Here is a 26559-nt window from a genome sequence, read left to right as displayed (position 1 = left end):
GCGTCCCGGGCGTCCGCCGGCGCGAACCGCCCGTGGGACACGGACGCCCCTCGACAAGGGACCGGCGGCGACGCGCGGCGCAGACGAAGGCAGGGTGCGGGGGTGACAGCGCTCAGGCAGGGCACGGGGACGGCGGGCGACCTGGGAATCGACCGGCTACCGGCGACCCGACGCTTCGACCCGCGCCGGCACCGGCGGGTGGCCGGGCTGTTCGACCTCTGGCTGGCCCCCGGGCCGGAGGGCCGGCTGGTGGTGCCCACCGACCCGGGCCGCTCCCTCGACGCCCGGGGCGTCGCCGACCTGGTCCGGCGCGGCGGCGAGGCCGCCGACGACGTCCGCATCCTCACCGACGACGGGGCCCGGCACACCGACCTCTTCACCGAGGTCGCCGGGCTGCTCGGGCACGACGTGCTGATCAGCCCGGAGGGCTCCGACATCCGGCACATCACTGCCCGGAAGCTTGGCGGCGGGGACCCGGGAGACGGCCCCGACGGCGGTGGACCGCTGCACGCCCTGCCCCTGGACCGGGTGACCCGGCGGCCGATGGACTGGATCGTGCTCCAGCCCCCGGACCTCGCCACCCCCCTGCCGGGGTGGTTCGCGGTGGACGAGGGACTGGTCCGGCCCCGTACCGGCGTGGTCGGCCTGCCCCTGCCGGCGGGGCTCGCCCTGGCCACCCGGGCGGACTTCGTGGCCCGGCGGGCCACCGCGCACCGGCTCGGCGGCGGCTCGGAGGACCTGGTCACGGTCGCCGTCACGGCCCGCTCCGGGGGCTTCCTGGTCGGCAACTACAGCGGTACCCAGGAGGTGCACAGCGGCGGGCAGCTCGCCGCCCTGCTCGGTGACCTCCCCCTCTACGGCGCGGACCTGCGGCTCTGGCTGACCTGGCCGTCCGACTCCGGTGAGCAGGCGAAACTGGCCGAGCAGGCCGCCGAGCTGGCCGAGACCACCGGGGCCACCGTCTGGACCCCGCCGCCCGGCGGCCGGGCCGAGCTGATCGACCACCAGCGGGACCTGCGCGCCCTCGACCCGGCGGGAGCGGCCGTGCCCTGGCAGGCCCACCGGCCGAGGTACGCCGACGGCCCGCCGACCCTGGCAGCCACCCCCGACGGGCGGCTGGTGTCCCGGCTGGCCCGGCAGCGCATCGTCGTCGCCCCGGTCGCCACCCCCACCGCCCCGGCCGCCCCCGTCGCCGGGCCGGACACCGGGGCCGGCGTGCCCGCTGCGGCCGGACCGTCCCCGGCCCCTGCGGCCGGGGCGGAGCCCGCCCCGGGCCCCGCGCCGGAGCAGGTCACCGGGGAACCGGTGGCGGTGCTGGTCCCCGCCGTCCCCCGGCCGCCGCTGGTCGCCGAGCGCCGCCGCGCCCCCGCCTACGGGCCGCCCTGGCTGCGCGGGGGACAGCAGGTCAACGCCGCCGAGTTCGAGGCCTTCGTGCCCGCCCCCGCCGACCTCGCCCGGTCGGCCACCGAGGGGGTGCCCAGCGCCGAACTGTTCCTGGTCGCCTCCCTCGACCCACGGTCGGCCCCGGCGGGCGGGCACCTGCTGCGGATCAGGGTGGGGCCGGGCGGGGCGATCCCGATGGCGGCGCTGCGCTCCCACGTGCCGGCGCGGTTCCAGTACCTGCTCGGCGCCCCGGACACCTACCTGCTCCCGGCGGCCCGGCTGGACCGGGTACACGTCGTCGGCGGCTTCCGGTCGGCGGGCTTCGGGCGGCTGGCGCCCGTCGACGGGGTGCCGGGTGGGCCGCTGCGGATCCGGGGCGCCTCCGCCGCCCGGTCGGTCGCCGGGCTCCCCAACGACGTCCGGCGCTGGCCCGGGTTCGGCACCCGGCGGGCGTACGCCCTGCTCCCGGCCCGGTCCCGGGGACTGCCCCGGGGCTGGCTCCGGCTGTACCGCAAGCCTCCGGCCGTCCGGCCCGACCGGCTGATGGTGGAGGTCCGGGTGCCCCGGGGCCGGACCGTCGACGTCGGCTCCACCGCCGCCATGCTGACCGGGCTGGACCTGGTCCGGACCCGGGCGGACCGGCTGCACCGGGCCGGGGTGCAGCTCGTCCTCGGCAGCCGCTTCTACGACCGGGTCCGGGTGCACCGCGCCTACCGGCCCGCGGCGGGGGCCTGGCAGCGGATCCCGGAGGTGGTACCCGGCCCGCTGCCGGCCGCCGTCGGCGGGCTTCAGTCCCCGGCGCCCGCCCCCGGGCCGGCTCCCGCCCCGAGCTGAACCGACCACCGCCCGCCGGGTACCGGGCCGATCACCACCGGGACGCACCGGCCCCCGGTGGCGGCGGCGAGCCCCCGCGCCCCGGCGGCGGTCCCGTCCGGCAGGCCGGCGGTGATCACGATGGAGGGCTCCGGTAGCTGCTGTCCCGGGGCCGGCGGCTCCGGCAGCGTGGACAGGCTCCGCTGGCCCTCGACCCGTTCCGCCCCGAGCGCGTCGCCGAGCACGGCCACCCCCACCCCGGCAGCCCGCAACTGCCGGGCGAACAGGGCAGCGGTCCGCCGGCAGTCCTCGCCGGCCCCGACGAGGGTGAGCACGTCCGGGGCCCGGCCGAGGTCCACGTGCAGCCGCCAGGGCCCCTTGCGGCCCAGGAGAAGCGGCAGGGTCGCCGGGGGCGCGGGCTCCCCCTCCCCGAGCCAGGCGTACGCGGGCGCGCCCCGTCCCGCCGCCACCCCCACCAGCCGGACGTGGATCGGTCCGGCCTCGGTCTCCAGGTCGACGCTCAGGTACGGCACCTCCCCCTCCGCCGGCACCACCGGCCGGGGGATCTCCCGCCCGCTTGCCGCCGCCACCGGCGGGTTCCCGGGCGGCACCGGCGGCGGGACGGGCGCCGGCACCGGCCCGGGTGCCACGGACGACAGTCCTTCCGTGGTACCCGGCGGGGACGGTACCGCCGGGCGGTCCGGCTGGCGGGACGCCACCGATGGTTCGGCCGCCCCCGGCGACACCGGTGCCGGGACCGACGGCAAACGTGGCGGCACCGGCGACACCGGGGACGGTTCCGCCGGGTCGGGCGACCCCGGCACCGCAGGCGGAGCCGGATTCGCGGGCGGAGTCGGCGTCGGCACCGGCGGCGGGGCCGTCGGTGCCGACACCAGCGGCGGGGCCGTCGGTGGGGCCGGCTCGGGCGGCTGAGCCCTCGGTGCTGCCGGCTCGGGCGGCGCAGGCGTCGACGATGCAGGCTCGGCCGGCGGGGCCGTGGACGGTGGGGCGGGCGGCGGTACCGGCGGTGGGACGGAGGCGGGAACCGGCGGCACGGACGGCGGCGCGGACGGCGGCGCGGGGACGGCAGCGGACGGCGGCGCGGGGGCCGCGCCGAGTTCGGCCGGGGTGGGCGTGTGGTGCCGCTGCGGCGGCCACGGGCCGTTGTCCTCCAACGCCAACCCGCCCCGGCGGTGCCCGCCCCGGCGCAGCAGGACGACGGCGGCCACGGCGAAGAGCACCGCCAGCAGGCCCGCGCCTCCCCGGATCAGCAGCGGGTCGATCGGGTCACCGGCGCGGTCGGGTCGCGCGGGCGGCCGGGCGACCGCCTGGGTCGGCTCCACCGGCGGGGTGGACGCGGGACGGGAGGGGGCCGCCGCAGGGGCCGCCGCCGTGGTGGGGGCCGTGCTGGAGGGTGCCGCCGTGGTGGGGGCGCGGCTCGGCGGCGGGCTCGGCCGGGTGGGGCTGGACGCCACGGCGGCGGGGGTGGGCCGGGTCGACCGGGGCGCGTACGCCGGCAGCGGGCCGATCCGTACCCCCTGACCCCTGGCGTCCCGGGGCAGGACGAGGAGCCAGCCCGGCCGCAGGGTCAGACCGTCGGTGAAGGTCTCCCCGTCCGGCTGTGCGCGGCCCTCGTTGAGCTGGACGATCTCCCGGAACCGGTTGCCGTTGCCGAGGGTGCGCAGGGCGATGGCGTACAGGTACTCCCGTTGGCCGTCGACCGGTGGCCCGACCACGTAGTACCTGCCGGTCTCGGCAGCGGGTGCCGCCCGGACCGGGGTCGCCGTCGCGAGCACCACCGCACCCACCAGCACGACCCCGACCAGCAGCAGCACCGGAGCCAGGGCTCGCCGCATCACCACCATCGCCTTCCACACCCTCGGTCCATCGCCATCCTCCCGTCCCGGCTCCCTTCTACGCAGTGGGGTCCGGACGGTTCAAACAGGATCCCGGTCGGTCGGCGCGCGCGGTCGGGCCCGACCGCCACCGGCGCCGCACGGATCAGGGCGGCGCCGGTGGCGGTGGCGGTCGGGGTGGTGGTCGTGATGGTCGCGCTGGTCGGGGTGGTCGTGATGGCGGTGATGGTGCCGGCAGGCGGGGCGGTGGCTCGGTCACGCCGCCTGTGGGGTGCTGCCGCCGCCGCTGAACCGGCGGCCCAGTTCGTCGGCGACCTGGCGGGCCAGCTCCGTCGGGATCGCCGCCGCGATCGCCGCCGGCGACAGCCCGGCCAGGACCCCGGCGACGATCGTCGGCTCGTCCACCGGGTCCTGGCCGCTGAGCTGGGCGACCAGCGCCAGCACCTCGGCGACCTGGGCGCGGGTCGCCCGCCCGGTCTCGGCGATGGTCTGCAACGTGTACCCGACGGTCCACTCCTTGTTGCCCACCTTGGGGTTCGCCGGGTCCCCGTAGTCGCTGTTGTGGTGCGGCGGGCGGACCGCCGGGACGGTGTCCGACCGGGTCACCTGCCGGCCGAGGCTGTTGCCCCCGTCCGGGCGCAGCAGCGCGTCCAGGCTGCCGGCGAGGGTACGCCCGTCCGGGGTCCGGTACTGCTCCATCAGGTACTTGGCCACTTCGGCTGCGCTGGGCATGTCGTCCTCCTGGATCAGTCCGATGGTGCTCAGGTAGCGGCGGAACAGCGGGGTCTGGTTCCGGCCCGCCTTCGTGGCGTCGCGGAAGAAACTGAAATGGGTGTGCCAGCGGTGCGAGTTGTCGCCGGTGCTGCGCCGGCCGAGCCGGTCCCAGCGCCGGACGGTCGTGCCGTCCGGGGAGTAGATGATCTCGCGGATGTCCCGGGTGTCGGCCGTGCCGGCGACACACTGGGCGACGCACCACCGCGAGAACGTCCGCAGGTCGTGGGTGCTGCCGCCGGAGCGGACCGCGAACCAGCCGACGTCCAGCGCGGAGGCGTCGATGGTGAGGCCGTTACGGTCCCGGGGCGACTCGACCACCGAGTAGTCGTTGGGCACCACCCGGTCGGAGCCGCAGTGGTAGCCGCCCCGGTGCGAGGCGTCCCCGACGATGCCCACCTCGGCGGGCTCGAGGTCGTCCTCCCGGACCCGGGCGGGGTCGGTGTTGAGGTACGTGAGGAGCAGGCTGCGAACAGCCAGCAGGTTTGCCGGGGCCCGAGTCATCGGGACCCCCCTCCGGTTCGGGGCCGGGGCACGCTGGTCTGACGCCTGACGCGGGGATGTGGACATCCGAAGGTGCGTCCCGGCCGGTGCGAGGTTCGGCGTCGGACGATGACCCAAAGTTATTGCCGGCGACCGCCTCCACCAACGCACGATGTCCGAATTAATGCAGGAAGCACCCCATGAGTACCATTCACGCGACGCCCACAACACCACTTTGAACAGGCATTACATCCATAACCCCGTCAACCCGACGAGAGTCACCCTCAGTAATATCGACGGTGTCGGCCCGGCCGTCGCGGGGCTCAGCGGAACGCGGCGTGGCCGGTGAGCACCTGACCGATGATGAGCTGGTGGACCTCCGAGGTGCCCTCGTAGGTGAGCACGGATTCGAGGTTCGCCGCGTGCCGGATGACCGGGTAGTCCAGGGTGATGCCGGCCGCGCCGAGGATGGCCCGGCACTCCCGGGCGATGGCGATCGCCTCCCGGACGCTGTTGAGCTTGCCGAGGCTGATCTGCCGGTGGTCGAGGGTGCCGGCGTCCTTGCGGGCGCCCAGGTGCAGCGCCAGCAGCATACCCTTGCCCAGTTCCAGGCCCATGTCGGCGAGCTTGAGCTGGGTGGCCTGGTACGCGGCGAGCGGCCGGTCGAAGATCTGCCGGCTGCGGGCGTACGCGACGGTGGTCTCCAGGCAGTCGTGGGCCGCGCCGAGCGCGCCGAAGACGATGCCGAACCGGGCCTCGTTGAGGCAGGACAACGGCCCGGAGAGGCCGGCGGCCCCGGGCAGCATCGCGTCGGCGGGCAGCCGCACGTCGTCGAGGACGAGTTCGGAGGTGACCGAGGCGCGCAGCGACTGCTTGCGGGTGATCTCCGGGGCGGTGAAGCCGGGGGTGCCGGCGGGGACGAGGAAGCCCCGGACCCCCTCGTCGGTCCGCGCCCACACCACGGCGACGTCGGCGATCGACCCGTTGGTGATCCACATCTTGGTGCCGGTGAGCACCCAGTCGCCGCCGTCGCGGCGGGCCCGGGTCCGCATCCCCGACGGGTCGGAGCCGAAGTCCGCCTCGGTCAGTCCGAAGCAGCCGATCGCCTCGCCGGCCGCCATCCGGGGCAGCCACTGCTGCTTCTGCTCCTCGGAGCCGAACCGCCAGATGGCGTACATGGCCAGCGAGCCCTGCACGGAGACCAGTGAGCGCAGGCCCGAGTCACCGGCCTCCAACTCGAAGCAGGCCAGCCCGTAGGCGGTGGCGGAGGTGCCGGCGCAGCCGTACCCGTCGAGGTGCATGCCGAGCACGCCGAGCTCGCCGAGTTCCCGGGCCAGGTCCCGGGCGGGCAGGTGGCCCTCCTCGTACCAGGTGGCGACGTGCGGACGGATCCGCCGGTCGACGAACTCGCGCACGGCGGCCTGGAGGTCCCGGGTCTCGTCGTCGACGAGGTCGTCGACACCGACGTACGCGAGGGCGGGCGCGGGGACGGGCAGGGTCACGGTCGGTTTCCTTCCGGCGGGGTTCCAGGTCGGGTGGCTCAGCGCGCGGTCAGGTGCGCGATCACGCCCCGCGCCACGGCGGTCGCCATGGCGTCGAGCGCGTCCTGGGTCATCGCGGCCATGTGCGGGGTGGCGAAGACCCGGGGGTGGTGCAGCAGCGGGTGGTCGGGGTCCGGCGGCTCGGGGGCGAACACGTCGACGGCGTACCCGCGCAGTCGGCCGGCGTCGAGCGCGGCGAGGACCGCGCCGGCGTCCACCACCCCGGCCCGGGCCGTGTTGACCAGCAGCGCGTCGGGGCGCATCCGGGCCAGCGCGGCCGCACCGACCAGCCCGGTGGTCTGCGGTGTCTGCGGCACGTGCAGGCTCACCACGTCCGAGTCGGCCAGCAGCCGGTCCAGGTCGACCAGGCGGACCCCCTCGGGCGGGGCGACGGCGGCGACGTCGTACCCGAGCACGGTCATGCCGAGCCCCCGGGCGCGGGCGGCGACGCCCCGCCCGATCGCGCCGAGCCCGACCAGGCCGAGGGTACGGCCGGCGAGCATGGTGCCGGTCAGGCCCGCCGCGACCACGGCGGACGGCAGCGACCGCCCGGCCGGGAAGTCGCCCCGGGCCAGCGCGGCGGCGGCGAGCGGGGCCTGCCGGGCGAGGGCGAGGGCGGCCAGGATCACGAACTCGGCCACCGACTCGGCGTTGGCGCCGGGGGTGCTGACCACCGGGATGCCGAGCCGCTGCGCGGCGGCGAGGTCGATGCCGTCCAGCCCGGCGCCGTGCCGGCCGACGACCTTCAGCCGGGGTGCGCCGGACAGCATCGCGGCGGTCACCGGTGAGGAGCGCACCACCAGGGCGTCGGCGGTGGCGAGCGGCCCGGCCAGGGTCGCCGGGTCGGTGGCGTGGGCGATCCGCACGTCACCGGCCGCGCGCAGCAGGTCCAGCCCGGCGGCCGCGATGGGCTCGGTGAGCAAAATCGTCGGGGTCGGCACGCCGCTCACCAGCCGGTGTAGCAGGTGACGGGCACGGTGTAGAAGTCCCGCGCGTACGTGCCCTGCTCCCGGGGGCCGTGGTTGGAGGCGCCGGTGCCACCGAAGGGCAGGTGCAGCTCCGTCCCGGCGGTGGGCAGGTTGACGGTGACGATGCCGGCGCGGGCGTCCCGCTTGAAGCGTTCCGCCGCCGCCAGCGAGGTGGTCACGATGCCGGCGGAGAGCCCGTACGCGGTGTCGTTGGCGACGGCGACCGCCTCGTCCAGGTCTTCGACCCGGAGCACGCAGCTCACCGGGCCGAAGATCTCCTCCCGGGCCAGCCGCATGTCGGAACGCGCGTCGGCGAAGAGGGTGGGGCGCATGAACTGTCCCGCGTCGGGGTCGTGCGTGCCGCCGGCCACCACCCTGGCCCCCTCGTCCGCGCCGATCCGCACGTAGTCGAGGTTGCGGGCGAGCTGGTCGGGGCTGACCACCGGGCCGAGCTGGCTGGCCGGGTCGAGCGGGTCACCGACCCGCAGCGCGTCGGCGGCCGCGGCGAGGGCGGCGACGAAGCGGTCGTGGATGCCGGCCTGCACGATGATCCGGCTGGACGCGGTGCAGCGCTGCCCGGTGCTGAAGAAGCTGCCGTCGAGCGCGCAGCCCACCGCCACCGCCAGGTCGGCGTCGTCGAGCACGACGAGCGGGTTCTTGCCGCCCATCTCCAGTTGGAACCGCTTGTTGCCGTGGGCGAGGCACTGCCGGGCCACGTGCGCGCCGGTGTCCACGCCGCCGGTGAAGGAGACGCCGTCGACGTCGGGCGAGGTGAGCAGCTCCTCGCCGACCACCCGGCCCGCGCCGAACACCAGGTTGAACACGCCGGGCGGGGCGCCGGCGTCGACGATGATCCGGGCGAGTTCCCCGGCCGAGGCGGGCACCAGCTCGGCCGGCTTGAGCACCACCGTGTTGCCGTACGCGAGCGCGGGCGCGACCTTCCACGCCGGAATGGCCAGCGGGTAGTTCCACGGCGTGACGACCCCGACCACGCCGAGCGGGCGTCGCCGTACCTCGGCGTGCACGTTCTCCCGGATGGAGGCGTACACCTCGCCGGCCGGTTGCAGGAGCTGGTGGGCGTAGTACCGGAAGGTCTGGCCGGCGCGGGTGACCTCGCCCCTGGCCTCGGCGAGCAGCTTGCCCTCCTCCCGAGCGAGCAGCACGGCCAGCTCGTCGACCCGCGCCAGGACGGCGGTGCCGATCCGGTCCAGCAGCGCCATCCGCTCCGCGACGGGCCGGCGGGCCCAGCCGGGCTGGGCGGCGCGGGCCGCTGCGATCGCCGCCCGGGTGGTCTCCGGGCCGGCCTGGGCGTACTCGCTGACGGTCTCACCGGGACGGGCCGGGTTGGTGTTCGCCCGCCGGTCGCCGTCGACCCACCCGCCGCCGACGAGGTTCAGGTGCCGCGGTACGGGGCTGCTCACCGGTCACCCGCCACGGCGACGAGGGGGTGGTCCTGCGGGCCGGGGTTCTCCGGGAAGTGGCAGGCGACCTGGTGGCCGTCCCCGGTGGTGGTGAGCTTCGGCTCCTGGGTGGCGCAGACGTCCTGCGCCTTCCAGCAGCGGGTCCGGAACCGGCAGCCGGTCGGCGGGCTGAGCGGGCTCGGCACGTCCCCGCTGAGGATGCGCCGCTTGCGCTCGACCTCGACCAGCGGGTCGGGGATGGGCACCGCCGACAGCAGCGCCTGGGTGTACGGGTGCCGGGGCGAGGTGTACATGTCCTCGCACTCGCCGACCTCGACGACGGTGCCGAGGTACATCACGGCGATCCGGTCGCAGAGGTGCCGGACCACCGCCAGGTCGTGGGCGATGAACATCATGGTCAGCCCCAGCTCCTCCTGGAGCTGTTCGAGCAGGTTGACGATCTGGGCCTGGACGGAGACGTCGAGGGCGGAGACCGGCTCGTCGGCGACGACGAACTCCGGGTTGCTGACCAGCGCCCGGGCGATGCCGACCCGCTGGCGCTGCCCGCCGGAGAACTCGTGCGGGTAGCGGTCGTGCCAGCGGGAGCTGAGCCCGACGAGCTGCATGGTCTCCAGCGCCTTGGCCCGGCGGCCGGCGGCGGAGAGGTCCGAGTGGACCAGCAGCGGCTCCTCGATCAGCTCGCCGATGCTCATCCGGGGGTTCAGCGAGGCGAACGGGTCCTGGAAGATCATCTGCATCCGGCGGCGCATCGCCCGCATCCGGCCCCGGGACAGGGTGGTCAGCTCGGTGCCGTCGAAGGCCACCGACCCCTCGCTGGGCTTGAGGAGTTGGAGGATGGCCCGACCGGTGGTGGACTTGCCGCAACCGGACTCCCCCACCACGCCGACGATCTCGCCCCGGCGGATGTCGAGGTCCACCCCGGACACGGCGCGCAGCCGGGCCGCCCGCAGCGAGCCGCGGACCGGGACCTTGAAGTCGACCGCCAGGTCGCGGACCCGCAGCAGGCTCGGAACCGGGGCGGCGGTGTCGGTGGTGTCGGACGCGGTGGCCGGGGCCTCGGACATCAGCGTGCCTCCGTCATCTGGTCGGCGTACCGGTCCTGGGTGGTGAGCCAGCCGCCCTGCTCGCTGGGGCCTGTGCCCCAGCAGCGGGTGAGCTGGCCCCGGGCCGGGCTCTCGCGCACGGTGGTGAGGTCGGGCGGGCTCTCGTGGCACAGCTCGCGGGCGTGGGCGCAGCGGGGGGCGAACCGGCAGCCGGCCGGGATCTGCGACAGCTCCGGCGGGCGGCCGGCGATCGGGCGCAGCCGGCCGCCCCGGGCCAGGTCGAGCCGGGGCACCGAGCCGAGCAGCCCCCAGGTGTAGGGCATCTGCGGGCGGTGGAACAGGTCGACCGTCTCGGCCCGCTCCACGATCTGGCCGGCGTACATCACGTTGACCCGTTCCGCCATGCCGGCGACCACCCCGAGATCGTGGGTGATGAGCAGGACGGCGGTCCGGGTCTGCCGGGCCAGGTCCCGCAGCAGCTCCAGGATCTGTGCCTGGATGGTCACGTCGAGCGCGGTGGTGATCTCGTCGGCGAGGATCAGCCGGGGGTCGCAGGAGAGCGCCATCGCGATCATCACCCGCTGCCGCATGCCGCCGGAGAGCTGGTGCGGGTACGAGCCGAGCCGGGTCTCGGCGGCGGGGATGCGGACCATCTCCAGCAGGTCGACCGCCCGGGTGCGGGCGGCCCGGCGACTCAGCCCGAGGTGCAGTTGCAGCGACTCGGTGAGCTGCCGGCCCACGGTCAGCACCGGGTTCAGCGAGGTCATCGGATCCTGGAAGATCATCGCGATCCCCTTGCCCCGGACCGCGCGCATCTCGCGGGGGCGCAACCGCAGCAGGTCCCGCCCCTCGAAGAGCACCTGCCCGCCGGTCACCTCACCGGCCGGCGGCACGATCAGGCCCATGATGGACTGCGCGGTCGCCGACTTCCCGCAGCCGGACTCCCCCACCAGCGCCACCGTCTCACCCGCGTCGACGGTGAACGAGACACCGTCCACAGCGGTCACCGAACCGCGTGCAGCACGGAACTCGGTACGTAGGTCCCGCACCTCCAGCAAGGCCATCGAACCCCCCAGCAGTTAGTTCACCTTAACGCCGCCATTCGTCAACCGGGAGTGTTGCACAGACGATGTTCGTCGTCTAGGCTCCCGGCAGCGACGAATTACGTCACTCACATCAGTTGGAGCGAGATGGCATCCAAGAGCTCGATCGAGAAGGATCGCAGCATCATCCGGGAGCTGGTCCAGGACCCGAGACAGACCAACGTCGCGCTGGCGGTGAAGGTCGGCCTCTCCGAGGGTTCGGTGCGGCGGCGACTGGACCGGCTGATCACAGAGGGCCAGGTGCAGTTCGCGATGATCCCCAGCGCCGCCTTCATGGGGCGCCCGGTGCACACGCTGTTCGAGATCCAGAGCTCCCCCGGTGCCACCGAGCAACTCATCGACAAGCTGGCCGGGATGCCGGAGATCGCGTACGTCTACCACGTGACCGGTCAGTTCGACATCATCGCGGTCGGCTACTTCGCCTCCAGCAACGCGATGCGCCGGTTCTGGACCGAGCGGCTCGGCCACCTCGACGGGGTGATGGAGAGCCGGTCGGTGATGGTGCTCCGGGTCGCCAAGCGCGCCCACGAGTGGGCGCGTGACATCGCCGTCACGGGGGACGAGGAGTCCACATTGGACGCAGGTCCGGAGCCCGGCGCCGCCGGTCCCGGGGCCTGAGCCGGAACAGGGAGAACGAGCCGTGCTGCGCATCATGCTGATCCGCCTGCTGTCGGTCGTACCGGTCCTGTTCGGGATCTCGGTGATCTCGTTCCTGGTGATCCGCATGATCCCCGGTGACGTGGTCAGTTCGATCATGGGACAGGACTTCGGCGATCCCGCGATCGAGGCGGAGATGCGCCGCTACTTCGGGCTCGACATGCCCGTGTACCAGCAGTTCCTGAACTGGCTCGGCGGTCTGCTCCAGGGTGACCTCGGCACCTCGATGCGGACCGGCCAGCCGGTGCTCGAAGAGATCGTGCAGCGCTTCCCGTCCACGCTCCTGCTGGCGGTCTCGGCGCTGGTGGTCTCGATCCTCATCTCGATCCCGCTCGGGGTGCTCAGCGCGACCAAGCGCAACGGCCTGCTCGACGCGGGCACCCGGATCGGCTCGCTGATCGGCCTGTCCCTGCCGAACTTCTGGCTGGGCATCCTGCTGGTGTACGTCTTCTCGGTCTCCCTGGGCTGGCTGCCCTCGCAGGGCGCGGGCGAGGGTGAGGGCTTCGTGGGCAGCCTGAAGTACCTCATCCTCCCCGCCGTCACCCTCGGCGCCAGCCTCGCCGCGATCAGCATGCGGATGACCCGCTCCAGCATGCTGGAGGTGCTCAACCAGGACTACGTCCGGACCGCCCGCGCCAAGGGCCTCGCCGAGCGGGCCGTGGTGGCCCGGCACGCCCTGCGCAACTCGCTGATCCCGGTGGTGACCGTGCTGGGCATCCAGGCCGGCGCGCTGCTCGGCGGCACCGTCATCGTGGAGCAGGTCTTCGCCTGGCCGGGCCTGGGCACGATGGTCATCCGCGGGATCAGCCAGCGCGACTACCCGGTGGTCCAGGGCACCCTGCTCTTCCTGGCCTTCTTCTACGTCGTGGTCAACCTCATCGTCGACCTCATCTACACCTACCTGGATCCGAGGTTGCGCAGTGGTCACTGAAGCCGCCCCCAGCCGCCGGCCCTGGCGCCGCCGCCCCGACACCGCCGACCGGCCCGAGCACCGGGCCGTGCAGATCCTGCGGCTGATCACCCGGGACCGGGTCGGCGCGATCGGGCTGGTCATCGTCGTGCTGATGACCGCCGCCGCGGTCTTCGCCCCGCTCATCGCCCCGTACGACCCGACCGCGATGTCCAACCAGCGGCTCGCCCCGCCCGGCGGGACCTTCCCGCTCGGCGCCGACGAGGCCGGCCGGGACCTGCTCAGCCGGGCGCTGTACGGCGCGCGGACCTCGCTGACGGTCAGCCTGATCGTGGTGGCCTGCGCCGGGGCGATCGGCGTCGTGCTGGGCCTGCTCGCCGGCTTCTACCGGGGCGTCCTCGACGCGATCATCACCCCGGCCACCGACATCATGTTCTCCTTCCCCACCCTGCTGCTTGCCCTCGCCGTGGTGGCCGCGCGCGGGCCCGGCACGGAGAACCTGATCCTGGCCCTGGTCATCGTCTTCATCCCCAGCTTCGCCCGGATCGTGCGGGGCACCGCGATGACCATCCGCCGGGAGCCGTACGTGGAGTCCGGCCAGGCGGTCGGGCTGAGCAACACCCGGCTCATCTTCAAGTACATCCTGCCCAACTCGGTCGCCCCGATCGCGGTGCAGTTCACCACCAGCCTCGCGTACGCGATCCTGATCGAGGCGTCGCTGGGCTACCTCGGCCTCGGCGTGCAGCCCCCGCAGCCCTCCTGGGGCTCGATGCTCTCCTCCGGCAAGTCCTTCATGGAGATGTCGGTCTGGCCGTCGGTGGTGCCCGGCATCTGCATCATGATCACCGTCCTCGGCTTCAACCTGCTGGGCGACACCCTCCGCGACGTCCTCGACCCCCGACTGCGCGGCAGATCCGGCCGCTGACCCACCCCGGCCACCCCCACCGCAAGGAGCACCCCCGTGGAAACCGTCGACGAGCACCTGGTCCGCCGGCTCACCGAATGGTCCACGGGGCCGCTGCCCGAACCGGTCGCGCCGGAGGTCGACGTCGACCCGGCGCTGCTGCTGGCGTACCTCGACGCCCAGGTGCAGAGCCGGCACCTCGATTTCGCGCTGCGCTGGTTGCAGACGCAGCGGGAGGGGTTCTACACGATCGGCTCCGCCGGCCACGAGAGCAACGCCGCCGTCGCCCTGGCGCTGCGCCCGACCGACCCCGCCCTGCTGCACTACCGCTCCGGCGGTTTCTACGCGGCCCGCGCCGGTCAGGTACCCGGCGCCACCGGAGTCACCGACGTGCTGCACTCGGCGGCGGCGTCCCGGCGGGACCCGATCTCCGGTGGACGGCACAAGGTCTTCGGCCACCGGGCGCTGAACATCGTCCCGCAGACCTCCACCATCGCCTCGCACCTGCCCCGGGCCGTGGGCATGGCCTTCGCCCTCGGCCGGGGCACCACCCCCACCGGGTACCCGGACGACGCCGTGGTGGTGGCCAGCTTCGGCGACGCCTCGGCCAACCACTCCACCGCCGCCGGGGCGCTGAACGCCGCAGGGTGGTGCGCCCACCAGGGCCTGCCGCTGCCGCTGCTGCTGGTCTGCGAGGACAACGGCATCGGCATCAGCACCCGCTCGCCGCGCGGCTGGATCCGCCGGGCGCTGGCCGCGCTGCCCGGCATCGAGTACGTGGCCGCCGACGGCACCGACCCCGCCCGGCTGCTGGCCACCGCGGCGGAGGTGGCGCACCGGGTCCGCACCACCCGCCGGCCCGCCGTGCTGCACCTGGGCACCGTCCGGTTCATGGGGCACGCCGGCTCCGACGCCGAACTGGCGTACCGCAGCCGCGCGGAGATCCTCGCCGACCACGCCCGCGACCCGATCCTGGCCACCGCGGCGCTGCTCGCCCACCGGGGGATCCTCACCCCCGCCGACACCCTCGACCGGTACGAGCACGCCCGCAAGCTGGTGACCGAGCAGGCCCACCTGCTGCTGGGCCGGGTCGAGCGGCTGGACAGCGCGGCGGCGGTGACCGCGCCGCTGACCGCCCGCCGGGTCCCCGAGGTCCGGGCCGCCGCGCGCCGGGCCGGCGTCGGCCGGGAGCGGGTCTTCGGCGGGAAGCTCCCCGAGCACCGGGGCCCGCTCACCCTCGCCCAGTCGATCAACGCCGCGCTGCACGACGCGCTGCTGAGCTTCCCGGCCGCCCAGGTCTTCGGCGAGGACGTGGCCCGCAAGGGCGGCGTGTACGGCGCCACCCGGGGCCTGCGCAAGGCGTTCGGCGCCGACCGGGTCTTCGACACCCTCCTCGACGAGCAGACCATCCTCGGCGTCGCCCTCGGCGGAGCGCTGGCCGGCACCCTGCCCGTCCCCGAGATCCAGTACCTGGCGTACCTGCACAACGCCGAGGACCAGCTCCGGGGGGAGGCCGCCTCGCTGCGGTTCTTCTCCGCCGGGCAGTACCAGAACGGCATGGTGGTGCGGATCGCCGGGCTGGCGTACCAGAAGGGCTTCGGCGGGCACTTCCACAACGACAACTCGGTGGCGGTGCTGCGGGACATCCCCGGGCTGGCCCTGGCCGTCGCCAGCCACCCGGCCACCGCCCCGGCCCTGCTGCGCCAGTGCCTGGCCCTGGCCGAACAGGAGGGTCGGGTCTGCGTCTTCCTGGAGCCGATCGCCCTGTACCACCAGCGTGACCTGCACACCGACGGCGACGGCGGATGGCTCGCGCCGTACGCCGTACCGGCGGACTGGCCGGCGGCCCCGCTGGGCGAGGTGCGTACCGTCCGCGACGGCGGCGACCTGGCGCTGGTCACCTTCGGCAACGGTGTCCCGATGAGCCTGCGCACGGCCGGGGCGCTGGCCGCCGACGGCGTACAGGCCCGGGTCGTCGACCTCCAGTGGCTGGCGCCACTGCCCACGGAGAGCCTGCACGCCGCGCTGAAGGGCGTCGACCGGGTGCTGGTGGTGGACGAGACGCGCCGCAGCGGCGGGGTCTCCGAGGCGGTGGTGACCGCGTTGGTCGACGGCGGCTTCGCCGGCCGGATCGCCCGGGTCACCAGCGTCGACAGCTACGTACCACTGGGCCCCGCCGCCGACCGGGTGCTCCTGCGCGACCCCGACGTCCTCACCGCCGCCCGAGCGCTGCTCGGGTAAGGAAGGGCCCCCTCTTAACGCATACGGTCGAGAAGGGTCCCCTTCTCACCTGGCGTCGGCGGGCACCGGCAGCGAGCACGGCACCGGCAGCGAGCGTGGCAGCGGCGGAGACGGCGGCGGCCCGCGTGCCGGAGCACGCGGGCCGCCGAGGCGGGAGCCGGGGGTCAGTAGCCGAGTTCCGGCTGCCGCTTGGTGCCGAGCAGCTCCGCGCCGGCCAGGTACCGGTCGAAGTTGGCGCAGAAGTCGGCGTACAGGCGTTGCAGGTTGCCGTCGCCCCGGAACGACGTGTGCGGGGTGAGCGTGGTGCGCGGCAGGTCCCACAGCCGACTCTCCGGCGGCAGCGGCTCCTGCTCGAACACGTCGAGCACGGCACCGCCGATCCGGCCGGCGTGCATCGCGTCGACCAGGGCGTCCTCGGCGATCAGCGCGCCCCGGCCGACGTTGACCAGCACCGCGGACTCCTTCATGGCGGCGAACCGGTCCGTGTCGAAGAAGTGCCGGTTCTCGGTGGTGAGCGGCATGGCCAGCACCACCGAGTCGGCCTCCGGCAGCAGCGCGAGGTGCCCGGCGAAGGGTTCCACCCGCTCGAACCCCTCGGCCGGGGTACCGGCCCGGTTGACCCCGATCACCGTGACGCCCAGGGCCTGGGCCCGCCAGGCCACCTCCCGCCCGATCGCCCCGGTGCCGAAGACCAGCATGGTGCTGCCGATGACGTCCCGGGCCACCACCCGGATCCACTCGCGGTCCCGCTGCGCCGCCGCGTACTCCGGGAAGGCGCGGGCGTGCAGCAGCACCGCGCCGACCACGTACTCGGCGATCGGCACGTTGTACGAGTTGGGGGAACGGGTGTAGATCAGCCCCTCGTCGAGGCGGCGGTGCCAGGTGTCGCCGCCCACCCAGTCGAAGCCGGCGGCGGTGATCTGCACCCAGCGCAACCCCTGGCACTTGCTGAGCAGCACGTCGAAGAGGTCCTCGTTCATCGCGCTGCGCAGGATCACCTCGGCGTCGAGGTACTCCTCGCGGGCCGGCTCGTCGTCGGCCACCGCCGTGAACCGGCAGGTGGGGTAGCGCTCACGCAGTTGCGGCAGCAGCCCGGCCAGGTTCGGGGTGAGCAGGACGTGCGGGCCGGGACCGGCGACGGTCACGACGGTTCCTTGGCCTGAGCCTGCGCCTGCGCCGCCCGCCGGGTGTACGACAGGCCGCCCTTGGCCCAGTTGTCGTGGGACACCTCGTAGAGCAGGACGTGGGTGTTCTCCCGGGGGGAGCCGTACTTGACCAGGACGTCGGTCAGCTCGGCGATGATCGCGTCCTTGGTCTCCTGGTCACGCGGGCTGATCTCGGCACGGATGATGGCCATGGTCCTCAGTTCTCCTTGCTCGCGGTCGCGGCGACGCCGGCGAAGTCGGGGTTGCGGGAGTACTCGGCCTGGACGGCCAGGTAGGCGAAGGCGTGCCGGACGTTGGTGGCCAGCACCCCGTCGAAGACCTCACGGGCCTTGTCGATCTCGCCGTTGTAGTAGTGCCAGTTGCCCAGGCCGTAGCCCTGGGTGACGGTGCGCAGGCTGTTGTTGTCGCACATCGCCCAGAGCTGCTCCGGGCTGATCTCGCCGGTGTAGAGGCGCATCCGGCCCTCGTACCCGACCAGGTGGTCCTCCTCGACCAGGGCGATCGCGCGGAACCGGTCGAGCACCTCCTCGGCCTCGGCCGGGCGGCCCAGGCGGCGCAGCGCCATGTACTGCCAGTCCTGCGAGGCGACCGTGCCCTCCTGGTGCCGGGACGACTGCTCGGCCGCCCGGAAGCTGGGCAGGCAGCCCTCGAAGTCGCCGAGCAGGTACTGGGCGACACCGAGGTGGTACCAGACGCCGGTGTGCAGGGTGGTCAGGTACCGGTCCAGCGCCGCCGGGTCCTGCGCGGCCATGGTGTCGGTGAGGTGCTGCGGGCGGACCTGCTCGGGCCGGCCGAGGATCAGGCTGACCACGTCCTTCTCGACCTCGGGCTGGTACATCTCGTACTCGTCCTCGACGTCGGCGAGCTGGTCGGCCGCGGCGCGCAGGTCCTCGACCGCGCCGGTGTAGTCACCGGTCGAGATCCGCCGGTGCCCCCGGAACCGCAGCAGTCGCGCGCTGCCCGGCTCCAGCTCCAACGCCTCGGTGAGCAGGGCCACCGACTCGGCGTGCTTGTTGAGGTAGCCCTTGAGCCGGGCGGCGATGATGTAGCGCTCGGTCAGCGGTACGGACGACATTGACCTGCCTTTCGTCACGGGGTGGATGGCCGGGGGCCGGCGGGGGAGCGATGGTGGGGGGCGCCGGGCACCCGACGCCCCCACCACCGCTGGTCAGCGGTCGAGCCAGATGTTCCGGTAGAACCGGTACGTCGGGGTCGCGTCGCCCCGGTAGCCCATGACGTCCTTCTGCACGACGTCGTAGTCGGCGTTGAGGAAGGTCATGGCCACCGGCCCGCGCTCGGCGAGGATCTTCTCGGCCTGCTGGTAGAGGGCGGCCCGCTTGTCCTTGTCCAGCTCCGAGCGGGCCTGCACGACCAGGTTCTCGTACTCCGGGTCGCTCCAGTTGCCGTAGTTCAGCCCGCCGTTGGCGAGGAAGCTGGCGGTGAACCGCTCGTCCGGGTCGTAGGTGAGGCCGAACCCGGACTGGTACATGTCGAAGTCACCGGACTTGGTGCGGGTGTCGGCGATGGTCGACTCGACCGACTCGATGGTCACCCTGATGCCGATCTTGGCGAGCTGCTGCTGCTCCACCTCGGCCGAGCGCACCTGGAACGCCGACGTGGCGATCACCATCAGCTTCGCCTCGAAGCCGTCCGGGTACCCCGCCTCGGTCAGCAGCGTCTTGGCCTTCTCGATGTCCGGCTGGCCGTACACCGGCTCGGTCAGCGCGCCGAACCGGTCCGGCGGCAGGTAGCCCGCGTTGAGCGCGGTCCCGAAGCCGGAGTTCGCCACGTTCAGGATCTCCTGCCGGTCCAGCGCCAGGAAGATCGCCTGCCGGACCTTCACGTCGTCGTACGGGGCCTTGGAGGTGTTCAGCCGCAGGTGCAGCGAGAGCGAGCCGGAGCCGCCGTACCACTTGAGCGCCTCGTCGCGCTTGAGCGCGTCGATGAACTCGGGCGCGGGCCGCCAGAGGAAGTCGACCGTACCGCTGCGGACCGCCGCGGCGCGGGCGTTGTCGTCGGGGTTGAAGCTGAAGTCCAGCCCGTCGAGGTACGGCACGCCGGACTCCCAGTACCGGTCGTGCTTGTCCAGCTTGATGGCCTGGCCGGTGACCCGGGAGGCCAGCTTGAACGGGCCGCTGCCACCGTCGACGTCACCGTTGAGCCCGCCCTCGGCGTCGACCACCGACTTGTCCACGACGGACGAGGCGGCGGTGGAGAGCAGGGTCAGGATCGCCGCGTTCGGCTTGGCGAGGGTGAAGACGGCGGTCCGCTCGTCGACCGCCTCGACCGACGTGATGCCCTCGTAGCTGCGGGCGCGCGGGGCCCGGGTCGCCGGGTCCTTGATCCGCTCGATCGAGTACTTCACGTCCGCCGCGGTCACCTTGCGCCCGCTGTGGAAGTAGGCGTTGTCGCGGAGCGTGAAGGTGATCGTCAGCCCGTCGGCGCTCTGCTCCCAGGACTCGGCGATCGCCGGCTTGATCTCGCCCCGGTACGACTGCACCAGCGACTCGTAGATCTGCTCGTTGATGACGAAGGCCGAGGTCTCCGACATCTTGTGCGGGTCCAGCTCGTTGGCGTCCAGGCGGATCATGATGCGCAGCCGGCCGCCGGACTTCGGGCTGCCCGCGGGCTGCGCCTCGTCCTCCAGCCGGACACTGGCCATCAGGCCGTCGTTGCCGCTGTCGCCGGTGTCGGTGGACGGAGGTTCACCACCTCCGGAGCAGCCGGCCGCGAGCGCCGCCACGACGCCCACCGCCAGCACTCTGGTCAAAAGTCGAGTTCGCATGGGTCTCCTTGCCTGTCACGATGCGGCGCTTACCGGTCACCCGGCTTCCATGCCTCCCCAAGAACCCGAAGCCAGTTGCCGCCGAGAACCTTGGTCACCTCGTCCGGCGTGAAGCCGCCGGCCAGAAGTGCCTCGGTGAAGTTGGGAAAGTCCGAGGCGTCGTCCATGCCGATCGCCCGGCGCTCGTTCCAGCCGAAGTCGCCGAGGAGGTTCTGCTGCTCCTTGGACGTCGACCGCGCGATGGACTGCAACTGCGCGATCCGCATCGGCTCGGTCCACGTCTCGTCGTAGTCGGTGGCGATGGCGACGTGTTCCACGCCGCCGGTCACCTCGACCACCTGCTTGACGTGCTCGACGAAGCGGGTCAGGTCGGGACGCCGGGACGGGGCGTCCGGGTAGTAGAGGAATCCGGACAGCGTGGTGATGCCCATGACCCCGCCCTGCTCGCCGAGGCGGCGCAGGAAGGCGTCGGACTTCGCCCGGATGTGCGGTGAGAGCACGTCGCAGAAGGAGTGCGTCACCACCACCGGGGTCTCGGAGACCTCCATGGCGTCCAGGCCGGTGCGCTCGCCGCAGTGCGAGACGTCGACCAGGATGCCCAGCTCGTTCATCGCCCCGACGAAGGCCCGACCCCGGTGGGTCAGCCCGGGGTCGACCTCCTCGCCGCAGCCGGCCCCCAGCAGGTTCTGCCGCTGGTAGGTCAGTTGCAGGACCCGGATGCCCAGGTCGTAGAAGGTGCCGAGCAGGTCGAGGTCGACACCGATCATCTCGGTGTCCTGCGGACCGAGGATGACGGCTTCCTTGCCCTCGGCCTTGGCCCGCTCGATGTCGGCCACGGTGAGCGCGAGCAGCACGTCGTCGGGGTGCTCGTCGATCCACCGGCGGCACCGGTTGACCTGTCGCAACGCGGTGGCCGTGTCCACGTACGGCTTGGTGACGGTGTGGTTGACGGCGGTGACGCCACCACGCCGAATCCGGTCGAGGTGGGCGTCGCTGAGCTCGATGACCGTGCTGCCGTCCACCACTGTGGCGGCGGCGTGCAGCTCGGTTGCCGAGAGGGTGGTGGCTTCCGCGGCGGCAGTGTTCACATCATCTCCAGGATCACGGGATCGGAAGATGTTGGGACTCTACGAGGAACGCCAGTTCATGTCCATAGAGTTGACGAAATCGTCGTAGAACTCTTTAGGATCTACGAAATTCGTCGCTCCTGGTGACTGTTGTTGCGGACTGAGATCGGCTGGAAACACGGCGGTGACGGGTCCGTGGCACACCGGGCCACCGACCCGACCGGCCGGGGCCGCCGACGCCCGCGTGGTAGGCCATCATGAGCGACGCCGGTGACCGCCGTGCGTACCCGAGGAGCCCGCCGTGACCCTGCCCCGAGCCGTCCTCGTCGACATCGACGGCACCCTCGCCCACCGGGGCGACCGTTCGCCGTACGACTGGTCCCGGGTCGGCGAGGACCGGCCCAACCCCGCCGTCGTCGAGCTCGTCCAGACCATCGCCGCCGCCGGACGGCACCGGGTCATCCTGCTCACCGGCCGCGACGACGTGTGCCGGTGGCAGACCGAGCTGTGGCTCGACGCCCAGCACGTCCCGTACCACGAACTGCACATGCGCCCCCACCAGGACAACCGCAAGGACTCGGTGGTCAAGGCGGAGATGTACCGTACCCTCGTCGAGGACCGCTACCAGGTGGCCTTCGTGATCGACGACCGGGACCAGGTCGTCCACATGTGGCGGCACGACCTCGGCCTCACCTGCCTCCAGGTCGCCGAGGGAGACTTCTGACGTGGTGCCCAACCTGCTGCTCTGCGGCATCGTCGGCTCCACCGCGTACGGGCTCGCCGGTACGGACTCGGACGTGGACCGCCTCGGCGTCTACGCCGCCCCCACCGTCGCCTTCCACGGCCTCACCCCGCCCACCGGCCGCGAGGCCTCGATCGTGCGGCACGACCCGGACGTCACGTACCACGAGGCGGCGAAGGCGGCGACGTTGCTGCTCGCCGGCAACCCCACCGTCACCGAGATCCTCTGGCTCCCCGACGACCTGTACGAGGTCCGCAGCCCCCTCGGCGCCGAGATGATCGACATCCGGGCCGCGTTCCTGTCCGCGAGCCGCGTCCGGGACGCCTACTTCGGGTACGCCACCGCCCAGCTCAAGCGGCTGGTCACCACCGGCCGGTTCCAGTCGAAGATGCGCAGGCGGCAGGCCAAGCACGGCCGGCACCTGCTCCGCCTCCTCGACCAGGGCTTCGCCCTCTACGCCACCGGCACCCTGCCGATCCGGGTCGCGGACCCGCGGCGGTACCTCGACTTCGGCGAGGCGGTGGCCACGGACCCGGAGGCCGCCCGCCCGGCGCTCGCCGCCGCCGAGGCCCGCGCTTCGACGCGGTGACCTCACCGCTGCCGGCCGAACCCGACCGGGCCACGGTCGAGGCGTGGCTGCACCGGGTCCGCCGCGCCTTCCTGGAGCCGGCCTGACCGGCCGTGTCGTCGCTGGCCCGACCCGCCCCGGTGCCGGCTCCGTCGTCGTCTCGGGCAGTCGTCGGCGCGCGGCCGGCCGGGGCGCTCCGGCCGGCCGCCTACCCGCCACCCTCCGGCCGGTCCTGCCGCAGCTCGGGATACTGCTCACGGGCCCACCAGCTCATCATGTGGATCCACTTGAGACCGGCCCCCTCACAGATCAGGCACACCTGCCTCGTGAAGCAGCAGGGACACCGTTGCCGACGTCGGTCGTCGTCCAGGACGAAGCCCCGCCCCAGGCAACAGGGGCACCAGCCGAGGCCGTCGCACTCGTAGCACAGGAGCGCCCCGGCCGGCAGGGTCTCGGCGGTCACGCAGGGCTCGGGCGGGACGAACTCCACGGGTTCGTGGAGCAGGACGTGCGGGGTCTCGCCGGTGATGGCGAAGCCCTCCCCGAGGCGGCAGGCCGTGTGCTCCCCGTCAGGGGCGCTCACCGTGATCACGAATCCGTCGCGGCGGCCGACGGCGCGTCTCCCGGTCGGGCCGGTGGCGGTCTCGACGCTCCAGCCGTCCTCGGCGAGGAGCAGGCCGCCCCGGTCGACCGCGTGGGCGGCGCAGGGTTGCTTCGTCGCGAGCAGGCTCAGGGTCACCTGGTACGCGTGCCGCAGCGGCTCCCGCCGGTCGAGGACGGCCGGCTCCGGCAGCAGGGCGTCGTCGGGTTCCTGGTCCGGTTCGAGGGCCCTGGCCAGGTAGAGCATGTTCGCGTACAGGATCCGGAACGCGTTCTCCAACTCCGCGCGCGCACCGGGGATCTCGACCATCACCGCCGCCCTCCGCCGCTCGACGTGGTGACCGGGGGCGTACGGTCGCCCCGGGCGCCCCGTCCGAGGATAGTCTCCCATCGACCGGCGCCACCGCCCCGGACGGTGGTGGGACCCGACGGCGACCGGCCGGTACGGCCGTGGGTAGCGACCGCACCGACCAGCCTGCCGGCGGCCGGGTCAGTCGAGGGTGGACACGCCGCCGGTCGTCGGCGTGGAGAGCCGCCCGTTCTCCTTCGTCTGGACGTAGAAGCGGTAGAAGGTGTTCGACACCAGTCCGGTCACCGTGTGGGTGTACCAGCCCGTCCCCGGGTTGGGGCCGACGTGGACGGTGCGCGACTCGGGGGTGAGCACCCAGTGTCCGTCGTCGTTCATCCGCCGCACCATCCAGTCGTAGGTGATCGAGTAGCCCTCCTCGGCGGTGGAGAGGTCGGTGAAGCCGACGACGACCGCGTCCCGGCTGTTGACGACGACGGGCGTCAGGCTCAGGTTCGCCGGTGGAGTCGGTTCCACCGTGTACGTCAGGTAGTTCAGGATGCTCGAGTACGGCGCCGCCGGCTCGGTGCCGTCGGGCACGTTGACCAGGGTGATCATCACCCGGTGGGTGCCGACGGTCGACGGTGCGGGGACGGTGATGTCGAAGCCGACGTTCGCCCCCTGACCGGCGTGCCACAACCCGGCGGGGTACCCGCCGACGAACGGCCCGTCCACGTTGACCCAGATGGTGACCGGCCCGCCGTTGACGTCCCGGGCCCAACCCCGGACGTGGAAGGCGCCGTTGGCGAAGCCGTACGACTCGACCCGGCCGGTGGGCGACTTGTCGCTGCCCTCCGGCGGCGGCGGGTCCTCGATCGGGTTGCAGATCGGCGGCGGTACGGGTACGTCGCAGTCGGGCCTGGCCGCAGCCGGTGCGGCGGCGGTGACGACGGCGACGACCGCCGCCACCGCCCCGACGACGAATGCGCGGAAACGTCTCATGCCGGCAGTGAACCGGCCCGGTCTGGGATCCGGCTGGGAAACCGTTGGGACACCCGGCCACCCGACCCCCGGCCGGTTACCGATCCACGGCGACCGATAGCCGTACCGCCTACAGTACGGACGTCCAGCGGCCGGAGCCGGACGGCGTCCGGGGCCCGCGTGCCCACCGGGCCGGACGGGCGACTCCGGGCCGCGACCCCTCGGATTCCCAGGTGAACGACACCGGCGCGCGTTCCGACGAGCCGGGCTGCGGATCGCGCTGCCGGCCGTCGACACCGCCGCCGTCCCGAACTCCTACGTGTTCCTCGCCCTGGCCGAACAGCTCCCCGGACGATCGCGGAACTAGGGTTTTGCCTGGTGGGGCGGGCGGGACTCGAACCCGCGACCGAGGGATTATGAGTTGATCGGCGACTCAGGCCCTGACCTGCCCGTAAGGGCTCTGACCTCGTAGTGGTACGTGCATTCAGCACGTTCCGTAACGGCAAAACCCGCGCGGAAACTGGACGACTGTCCCCATGGGGACCATGATCTGTCCCCATGGCGAGCATCGAGCAGCGCGGCGACTCCTGGCGGGTCGTCTGGCGACACGAGGGTCGCAAGCAGTACACCACCTGGCCGTCCGAGGAGTACGCCGAGCAGGCGCGCGCCATCGTCGAGGGGCACCGGGCCCGGATCACCGCGAACCGCGTCTACGCCGACATGGGCATCCCGGTACCGGGGGACACCGATACCCCCGTGGGTATCACGCTGCGGGCCTGGTGCGAGGAGTGGCTCCCGTCGAAGACCCGGATCACACCGGGCACCCGAGAGCGGTACGAGCAACAGCTCCGCGACAGGATATACCCGGCCTTCGGCGACCTGCCGCTGTCGCAGATCACCTCGGTGCTGATCGGTCGCTGGCTCAATGATCTGCGCACGCAGATGGGCCCAAAGACGGTCACCCGGTACTACTCGCTGCTGCACACCGCGCTCGGCGCCGCCGTCCGCCACGGCCACCTCAGCGTGAACCCGTGCCACGGCACGGACTTCGTCCGGGACCAGGTCGCCGACGACGATGACGGCACCGCCGGCCATCGTGCTGTCTACCTCACCCCCACCGAGTTCGAGCTGCTCCGCGCACAGTTCGCCGATCGGTGGCACGAATTACTCGACTGCATCATCGAGACGGGGATGCGCTGGTCGGAGGTGACCGCGCTCGCCGCGATGCACCTCGTTCCGGCCACCGCCACCGCCGGGCCTCGGATCCGGGTGTGGCGGGCTTGGAAGGAGGCGAACGGCAAGCGGTATCTCGGCACCACGAAGGGCCGGGCCCGGCGGGTGCTGCCGATCGGCGCGGACCTGTACGCCGCCCTCACCAAGCTCGTCGACGGGCAGCCCCCGGAGACGCTGCTCTTCCGCAACGATGACGGCCAGGCCCTGAGCTATGACGTGCTCTACGACCAGGTGTGGAAGCCGGCCCTACGCCGGGCCCGCCTGTGTGCCACCCATCCCCCGGTCGGCGACGGAGAGCACCTCGAGGGCGCACGCGGCCGGTGCCGCGACTACGGCGGGACCACCTGGGCCGGTGAGCCATGCGGCTCCCGAGTTGTGGTCGGTACCACCCGGTGCGCGGCCCACTATGGCCCTCCCCCGGGCTCCGTGTCGACCTGCGAATGCGCCGATGTGCTCCACCAGGCCCCCTCGTGGCACGACCTGCGGCACACGTATGCGAGCTGGCTGTTCAGCGACCCCCGGATGACCCCGCTGGCCATCTCGCGGCTGCTCGGACACCAGCAACTCGCCACGACGAGCGAGATCTACGGGGACCTGATGCCGCAGGCGATCGACGCTGCGGTGGACGCGGTTGCGGATGCGCGGAAGGGTGCCCGTCAGTCCTGACGGCCGCCGTTGTCCCTGTCGAAGGCGTCGACTATCGCGAGCATGGCCCGCCGCTGCTCCTCGGTGTAGAACCAGTCCCGCTGGATAGCCTCACGGACGCTGACGGCACCGGTACGGGCTGATGTCGGGGGGCGTAGCCCGGCCATCTCTTCGGCCTCTTCGCGGTCGATCCCGAGCGAGTCGGCGATGGTGTGCACTGTGCCGACGTGCGGCGGACGGGGTGAGGTCTTCAGCCGGCTGATCGTGTTTCGGGGCAGACCGAGATGCTCCGCCATGCGCACGGCTGTCCACCCTCTCTTCAGCCGTTCGTCTTCGACGGCCGCCCAGAGTTGGTACGCCACAGCCTCTTTAGTCACGTGCAGGTTGTAGCA

23 protein-coding genes are annotated in these 26559 nt (G+C 73.0%); 8 read left to right on the top strand and 15 right to left on the bottom strand.

Translation table 11 applies throughout. The features are described 5' to 3' along the window. Positions 1-102 precede the first annotated feature (102 nt). Positions 103-2217, top strand: a complete 2115-nt coding sequence (locus ACQUFX_RS01050) for a hypothetical protein (protein WP_428964153.1) — start codon at positions 103-105, stop codon at positions 2215-2217. Here ACQUFX_RS01050 and ACQUFX_RS01045 read toward each other — a convergent pair. The 7 genes from ACQUFX_RS01045 to ACQUFX_RS01015 form a co-directional block, all read right to left on the bottom strand. Beyond that, complete coding sequence (locus ACQUFX_RS01045) at positions 2172-4073, bottom strand: hypothetical protein (RefSeq protein WP_428964152.1); 1902 nt, start codon at positions 4071-4073, stop codon at positions 2172-2174. The two genes, ACQUFX_RS01050 and ACQUFX_RS01045, sit on opposite strands and share 46 nt — an antisense overlap. Positions 4074-4307: 234 nt before the next feature. Then, a complete protein-coding gene (locus tag ACQUFX_RS01040; RefSeq protein ID WP_428964151.1) occupies positions 4308-5327 on the bottom strand; it encodes a hypothetical protein in 1020 nt (339 codons plus the stop codon). Positions 5328-5629: 302 nt separating this feature from the next. Next, a complete protein-coding gene (locus tag ACQUFX_RS01035; protein WP_428964150.1) occupies positions 5630-6808 on the bottom strand; it encodes an acyl-CoA dehydrogenase family protein in 1179 nt (392 codons plus the stop codon). 38 nt (positions 6809-6846) lie between these two features. Continuing rightward, entirely contained in the window at positions 6847-7788 is a 942-nt protein-coding gene (locus ACQUFX_RS01030) for a hydroxyacid dehydrogenase (protein ID WP_428964149.1), read from the bottom strand. Positions 7789-7793: 5 nt separating this feature from the next. Beyond that, positions 7794-9236, bottom strand: a complete 1443-nt coding sequence (locus tag ACQUFX_RS01025) for an aldehyde dehydrogenase family protein (RefSeq protein WP_428964148.1) — start codon at positions 9234-9236, stop codon at positions 7794-7796. Beyond that, positions 9233-10300, bottom strand: a complete 1068-nt coding sequence (locus ACQUFX_RS01020) for an ABC transporter ATP-binding protein (protein ID WP_428964147.1) — start codon at positions 10298-10300, stop codon at positions 9233-9235. The genes ACQUFX_RS01025 and ACQUFX_RS01020 overlap by 4 nt, the downstream gene beginning before the upstream one ends. Then, entirely contained in the window at positions 10300-11343 is a 1044-nt protein-coding gene (locus tag ACQUFX_RS01015; RefSeq protein ID WP_428964146.1) for an ABC transporter ATP-binding protein, read from the bottom strand. Before ACQUFX_RS01015 ends, ACQUFX_RS01020 begins: the two co-directional genes overlap by 1 nt. A gap of 126 nt (positions 11344-11469) precedes the next feature. Here ACQUFX_RS01015 and ACQUFX_RS01010 point away from each other — a divergent pair, with 126 nt between their 5' ends. From ACQUFX_RS01010 to ACQUFX_RS00995, 4 genes are read left to right on the top strand one after another with little or no spacing between them, the layout of a single operon-like run. Further along, complete coding sequence (locus ACQUFX_RS01010) at positions 11470-12000, top strand: Lrp/AsnC family transcriptional regulator (protein WP_428964145.1); 531 nt, start codon at positions 11470-11472, stop codon at positions 11998-12000. Positions 12001-12022: 22 nt separating this feature from the next. Continuing rightward, positions 12023-12970, top strand: a complete 948-nt coding sequence (nikB, locus tag ACQUFX_RS01005; RefSeq protein ID WP_428964144.1) for a nickel ABC transporter permease — start codon at positions 12023-12025, stop codon at positions 12968-12970. After that, positions 12960-13874 carry an ABC transporter permease gene (locus tag ACQUFX_RS01000; RefSeq protein ID WP_428964143.1) on the top strand — a complete coding sequence of 305 codons (915 nt, stop codon included), beginning with the start codon at positions 12960-12962 and terminating at the stop codon, positions 13872-13874. Before nikB ends, ACQUFX_RS01000 begins: the two co-directional genes overlap by 11 nt. Positions 13875-13931: 57 nt before the next feature. Next, positions 13932-16094, top strand: coding sequence for a thiamine pyrophosphate-dependent enzyme (locus ACQUFX_RS00995; RefSeq protein ID WP_428966818.1), 2163 nt, complete (start codon positions 13932-13934; stop codon positions 16092-16094). Between the two features lie 164 nt (positions 16095-16258). Here the strand turns inward: ACQUFX_RS00995 and ACQUFX_RS00990 are convergent, their stop codons facing one another. The 5 genes from ACQUFX_RS00990 to ACQUFX_RS00970 form a co-directional block, all read right to left on the bottom strand. Next, a complete protein-coding gene (locus tag ACQUFX_RS00990; protein WP_428964142.1) occupies positions 16259-17239 on the bottom strand; it encodes a D-2-hydroxyacid dehydrogenase in 981 nt (326 codons plus the stop codon). Then, positions 17236-17451 carry a tautomerase family protein gene (locus ACQUFX_RS00985; protein WP_428964141.1) on the bottom strand — a complete coding sequence of 72 codons (216 nt, stop codon included), beginning with the start codon at positions 17449-17451 and terminating at the stop codon, positions 17236-17238. The genes ACQUFX_RS00990 and ACQUFX_RS00985 overlap by 4 nt, the downstream gene beginning before the upstream one ends. A 5-nt stretch (positions 17452-17456) precedes the next feature. Next, positions 17457-18335, bottom strand: coding sequence for a hypothetical protein (locus ACQUFX_RS00980; protein WP_428964140.1), 879 nt, complete (start codon positions 18333-18335; stop codon positions 17457-17459). 93 nt (positions 18336-18428) lie between these two features. Beyond that, positions 18429-20045, bottom strand: a complete 1617-nt coding sequence (locus ACQUFX_RS00975) for an ABC transporter substrate-binding protein (protein WP_428964139.1) — start codon at positions 20043-20045, stop codon at positions 18429-18431. A gap of 29 nt (positions 20046-20074) precedes the next feature. Next, a complete protein-coding gene (locus ACQUFX_RS00970; RefSeq protein WP_428964138.1) occupies positions 20075-21133 on the bottom strand; it encodes a dipeptidase in 1059 nt (352 codons plus the stop codon). 280 nt (positions 21134-21413) lie between these two features. On the opposite strand from ACQUFX_RS00970, the gene ACQUFX_RS00965 reads away from it, so the two are divergent. Both ACQUFX_RS00965 and ACQUFX_RS00960 read left to right on the top strand, forming a co-directional pair. Then, positions 21414-21836 (top strand): phosphatase domain-containing protein, encoded by a 423-nt coding sequence (locus tag ACQUFX_RS00965; protein WP_067367428.1) that lies wholly within the window; start codon positions 21414-21416, stop codon positions 21834-21836. 1 nt (position 21837) lies between these two features. Then, complete coding sequence (locus ACQUFX_RS00960; protein WP_428964137.1) at positions 21838-22443, top strand: DNA polymerase beta superfamily protein; 606 nt, start codon at positions 21838-21840, stop codon at positions 22441-22443. Positions 22444-22630: 187 nt separating this feature from the next. On the opposite strand, the gene ACQUFX_RS00955 is transcribed toward ACQUFX_RS00960, so the two are convergent. Both ACQUFX_RS00955 and ACQUFX_RS00950 read right to left on the bottom strand, forming a co-directional pair. Beyond that, the gene (locus ACQUFX_RS00955) at positions 22631-23335 is read right to left on the bottom strand and encodes a hypothetical protein (RefSeq protein WP_428964136.1); all 705 of its coding nucleotides are present in this window, start codon (positions 23333-23335) and stop codon (positions 22631-22633) included. Positions 23336-23512: 177 nt separating this feature from the next. Then, on the bottom strand, positions 23513-24310 hold the full coding sequence (locus ACQUFX_RS00950) for a hypothetical protein (RefSeq protein WP_428964135.1): 798 nt from the start codon (positions 24308-24310) through the stop codon (positions 23513-23515). A gap of 537 nt (positions 24311-24847) precedes the next feature. On the opposite strand from ACQUFX_RS00950, the gene ACQUFX_RS00945 reads away from it, so the two are divergent. Beyond that, positions 24848-26188, top strand: coding sequence for a tyrosine-type recombinase/integrase (locus ACQUFX_RS00945; protein ID WP_428964134.1), 1341 nt, complete (start codon positions 24848-24850; stop codon positions 26186-26188). Here ACQUFX_RS00945 and ACQUFX_RS00940 read toward each other — a convergent pair. Continuing rightward, positions 26179-26544: a helix-turn-helix domain-containing protein gene (locus tag ACQUFX_RS00940; protein ID WP_428964133.1), complete on the bottom strand. Its 366-nt coding sequence runs from the start codon at positions 26542-26544 to the stop codon at positions 26179-26181. The genes ACQUFX_RS00945 and ACQUFX_RS00940 overlap by 10 nt on opposite strands. Between the last annotated feature and the right edge of the window lie 15 nt (positions 26545-26559).

The sequence above is a fragment of the Micromonospora fluostatini genome (assembly GCF_050410825.1).
Classification (GTDB): domain Bacteria; phylum Actinomycetota; class Actinomycetes; order Mycobacteriales; family Micromonosporaceae; genus Micromonospora; species Micromonospora rosaria.
Note: the sequence above shows the minus strand (reverse complement) of the source record. Positions and strands in the feature narration are given on the sequence as shown.

Coding starts and splice junctions, on each gene's coding strand:
- ACQUFX_RS00980 (WP_428964140.1), bottom strand. CDS start 18,335: ATGTCGTCCGTACCGCTGACCGAGCGCTACATCATCGCCGCCCGGCTC.
- ACQUFX_RS00950 (WP_428964135.1), bottom strand. CDS start 24,310: ATGAGACGTTTCCGCGCATTCGTCGTCGGGGCGGTGGCGGCGGTCGTC.
- ACQUFX_RS01040 (WP_428964151.1), bottom strand. CDS start 5,327: ATGACTCGGGCCCCGGCAAACCTGCTGGCTGTTCGCAGCCTGCTCCTC.
- ACQUFX_RS00975 (WP_428964139.1), bottom strand. CDS start 20,045: ATGCGAACTCGACTTTTGACCAGAGTGCTGGCGGTGGGCGTCGTGGCG.
- ACQUFX_RS01010 (WP_428964145.1), top strand. CDS start 11,470: ATGGCATCCAAGAGCTCGATCGAGAAGGATCGCAGCATCATCCGGGAG.
- ACQUFX_RS01020 (WP_428964147.1), bottom strand. CDS start 10,300: ATGTCCGAGGCCCCGGCCACCGCGTCCGACACCACCGACACCGCCGCC.
- ACQUFX_RS01015 (WP_428964146.1), bottom strand. CDS start 11,343: ATGGCCTTGCTGGAGGTGCGGGACCTACGTACCGAGTTCCGTGCTGCA.
- ACQUFX_RS00985 (WP_428964141.1), bottom strand. CDS start 17,451: ATGGCCATCATCCGTGCCGAGATCAGCCCGCGTGACCAGGAGACCAAG.
- ACQUFX_RS00945 (WP_428964134.1), top strand. CDS start 24,848: ATGGCGAGCATCGAGCAGCGCGGCGACTCCTGGCGGGTCGTCTGGCGA.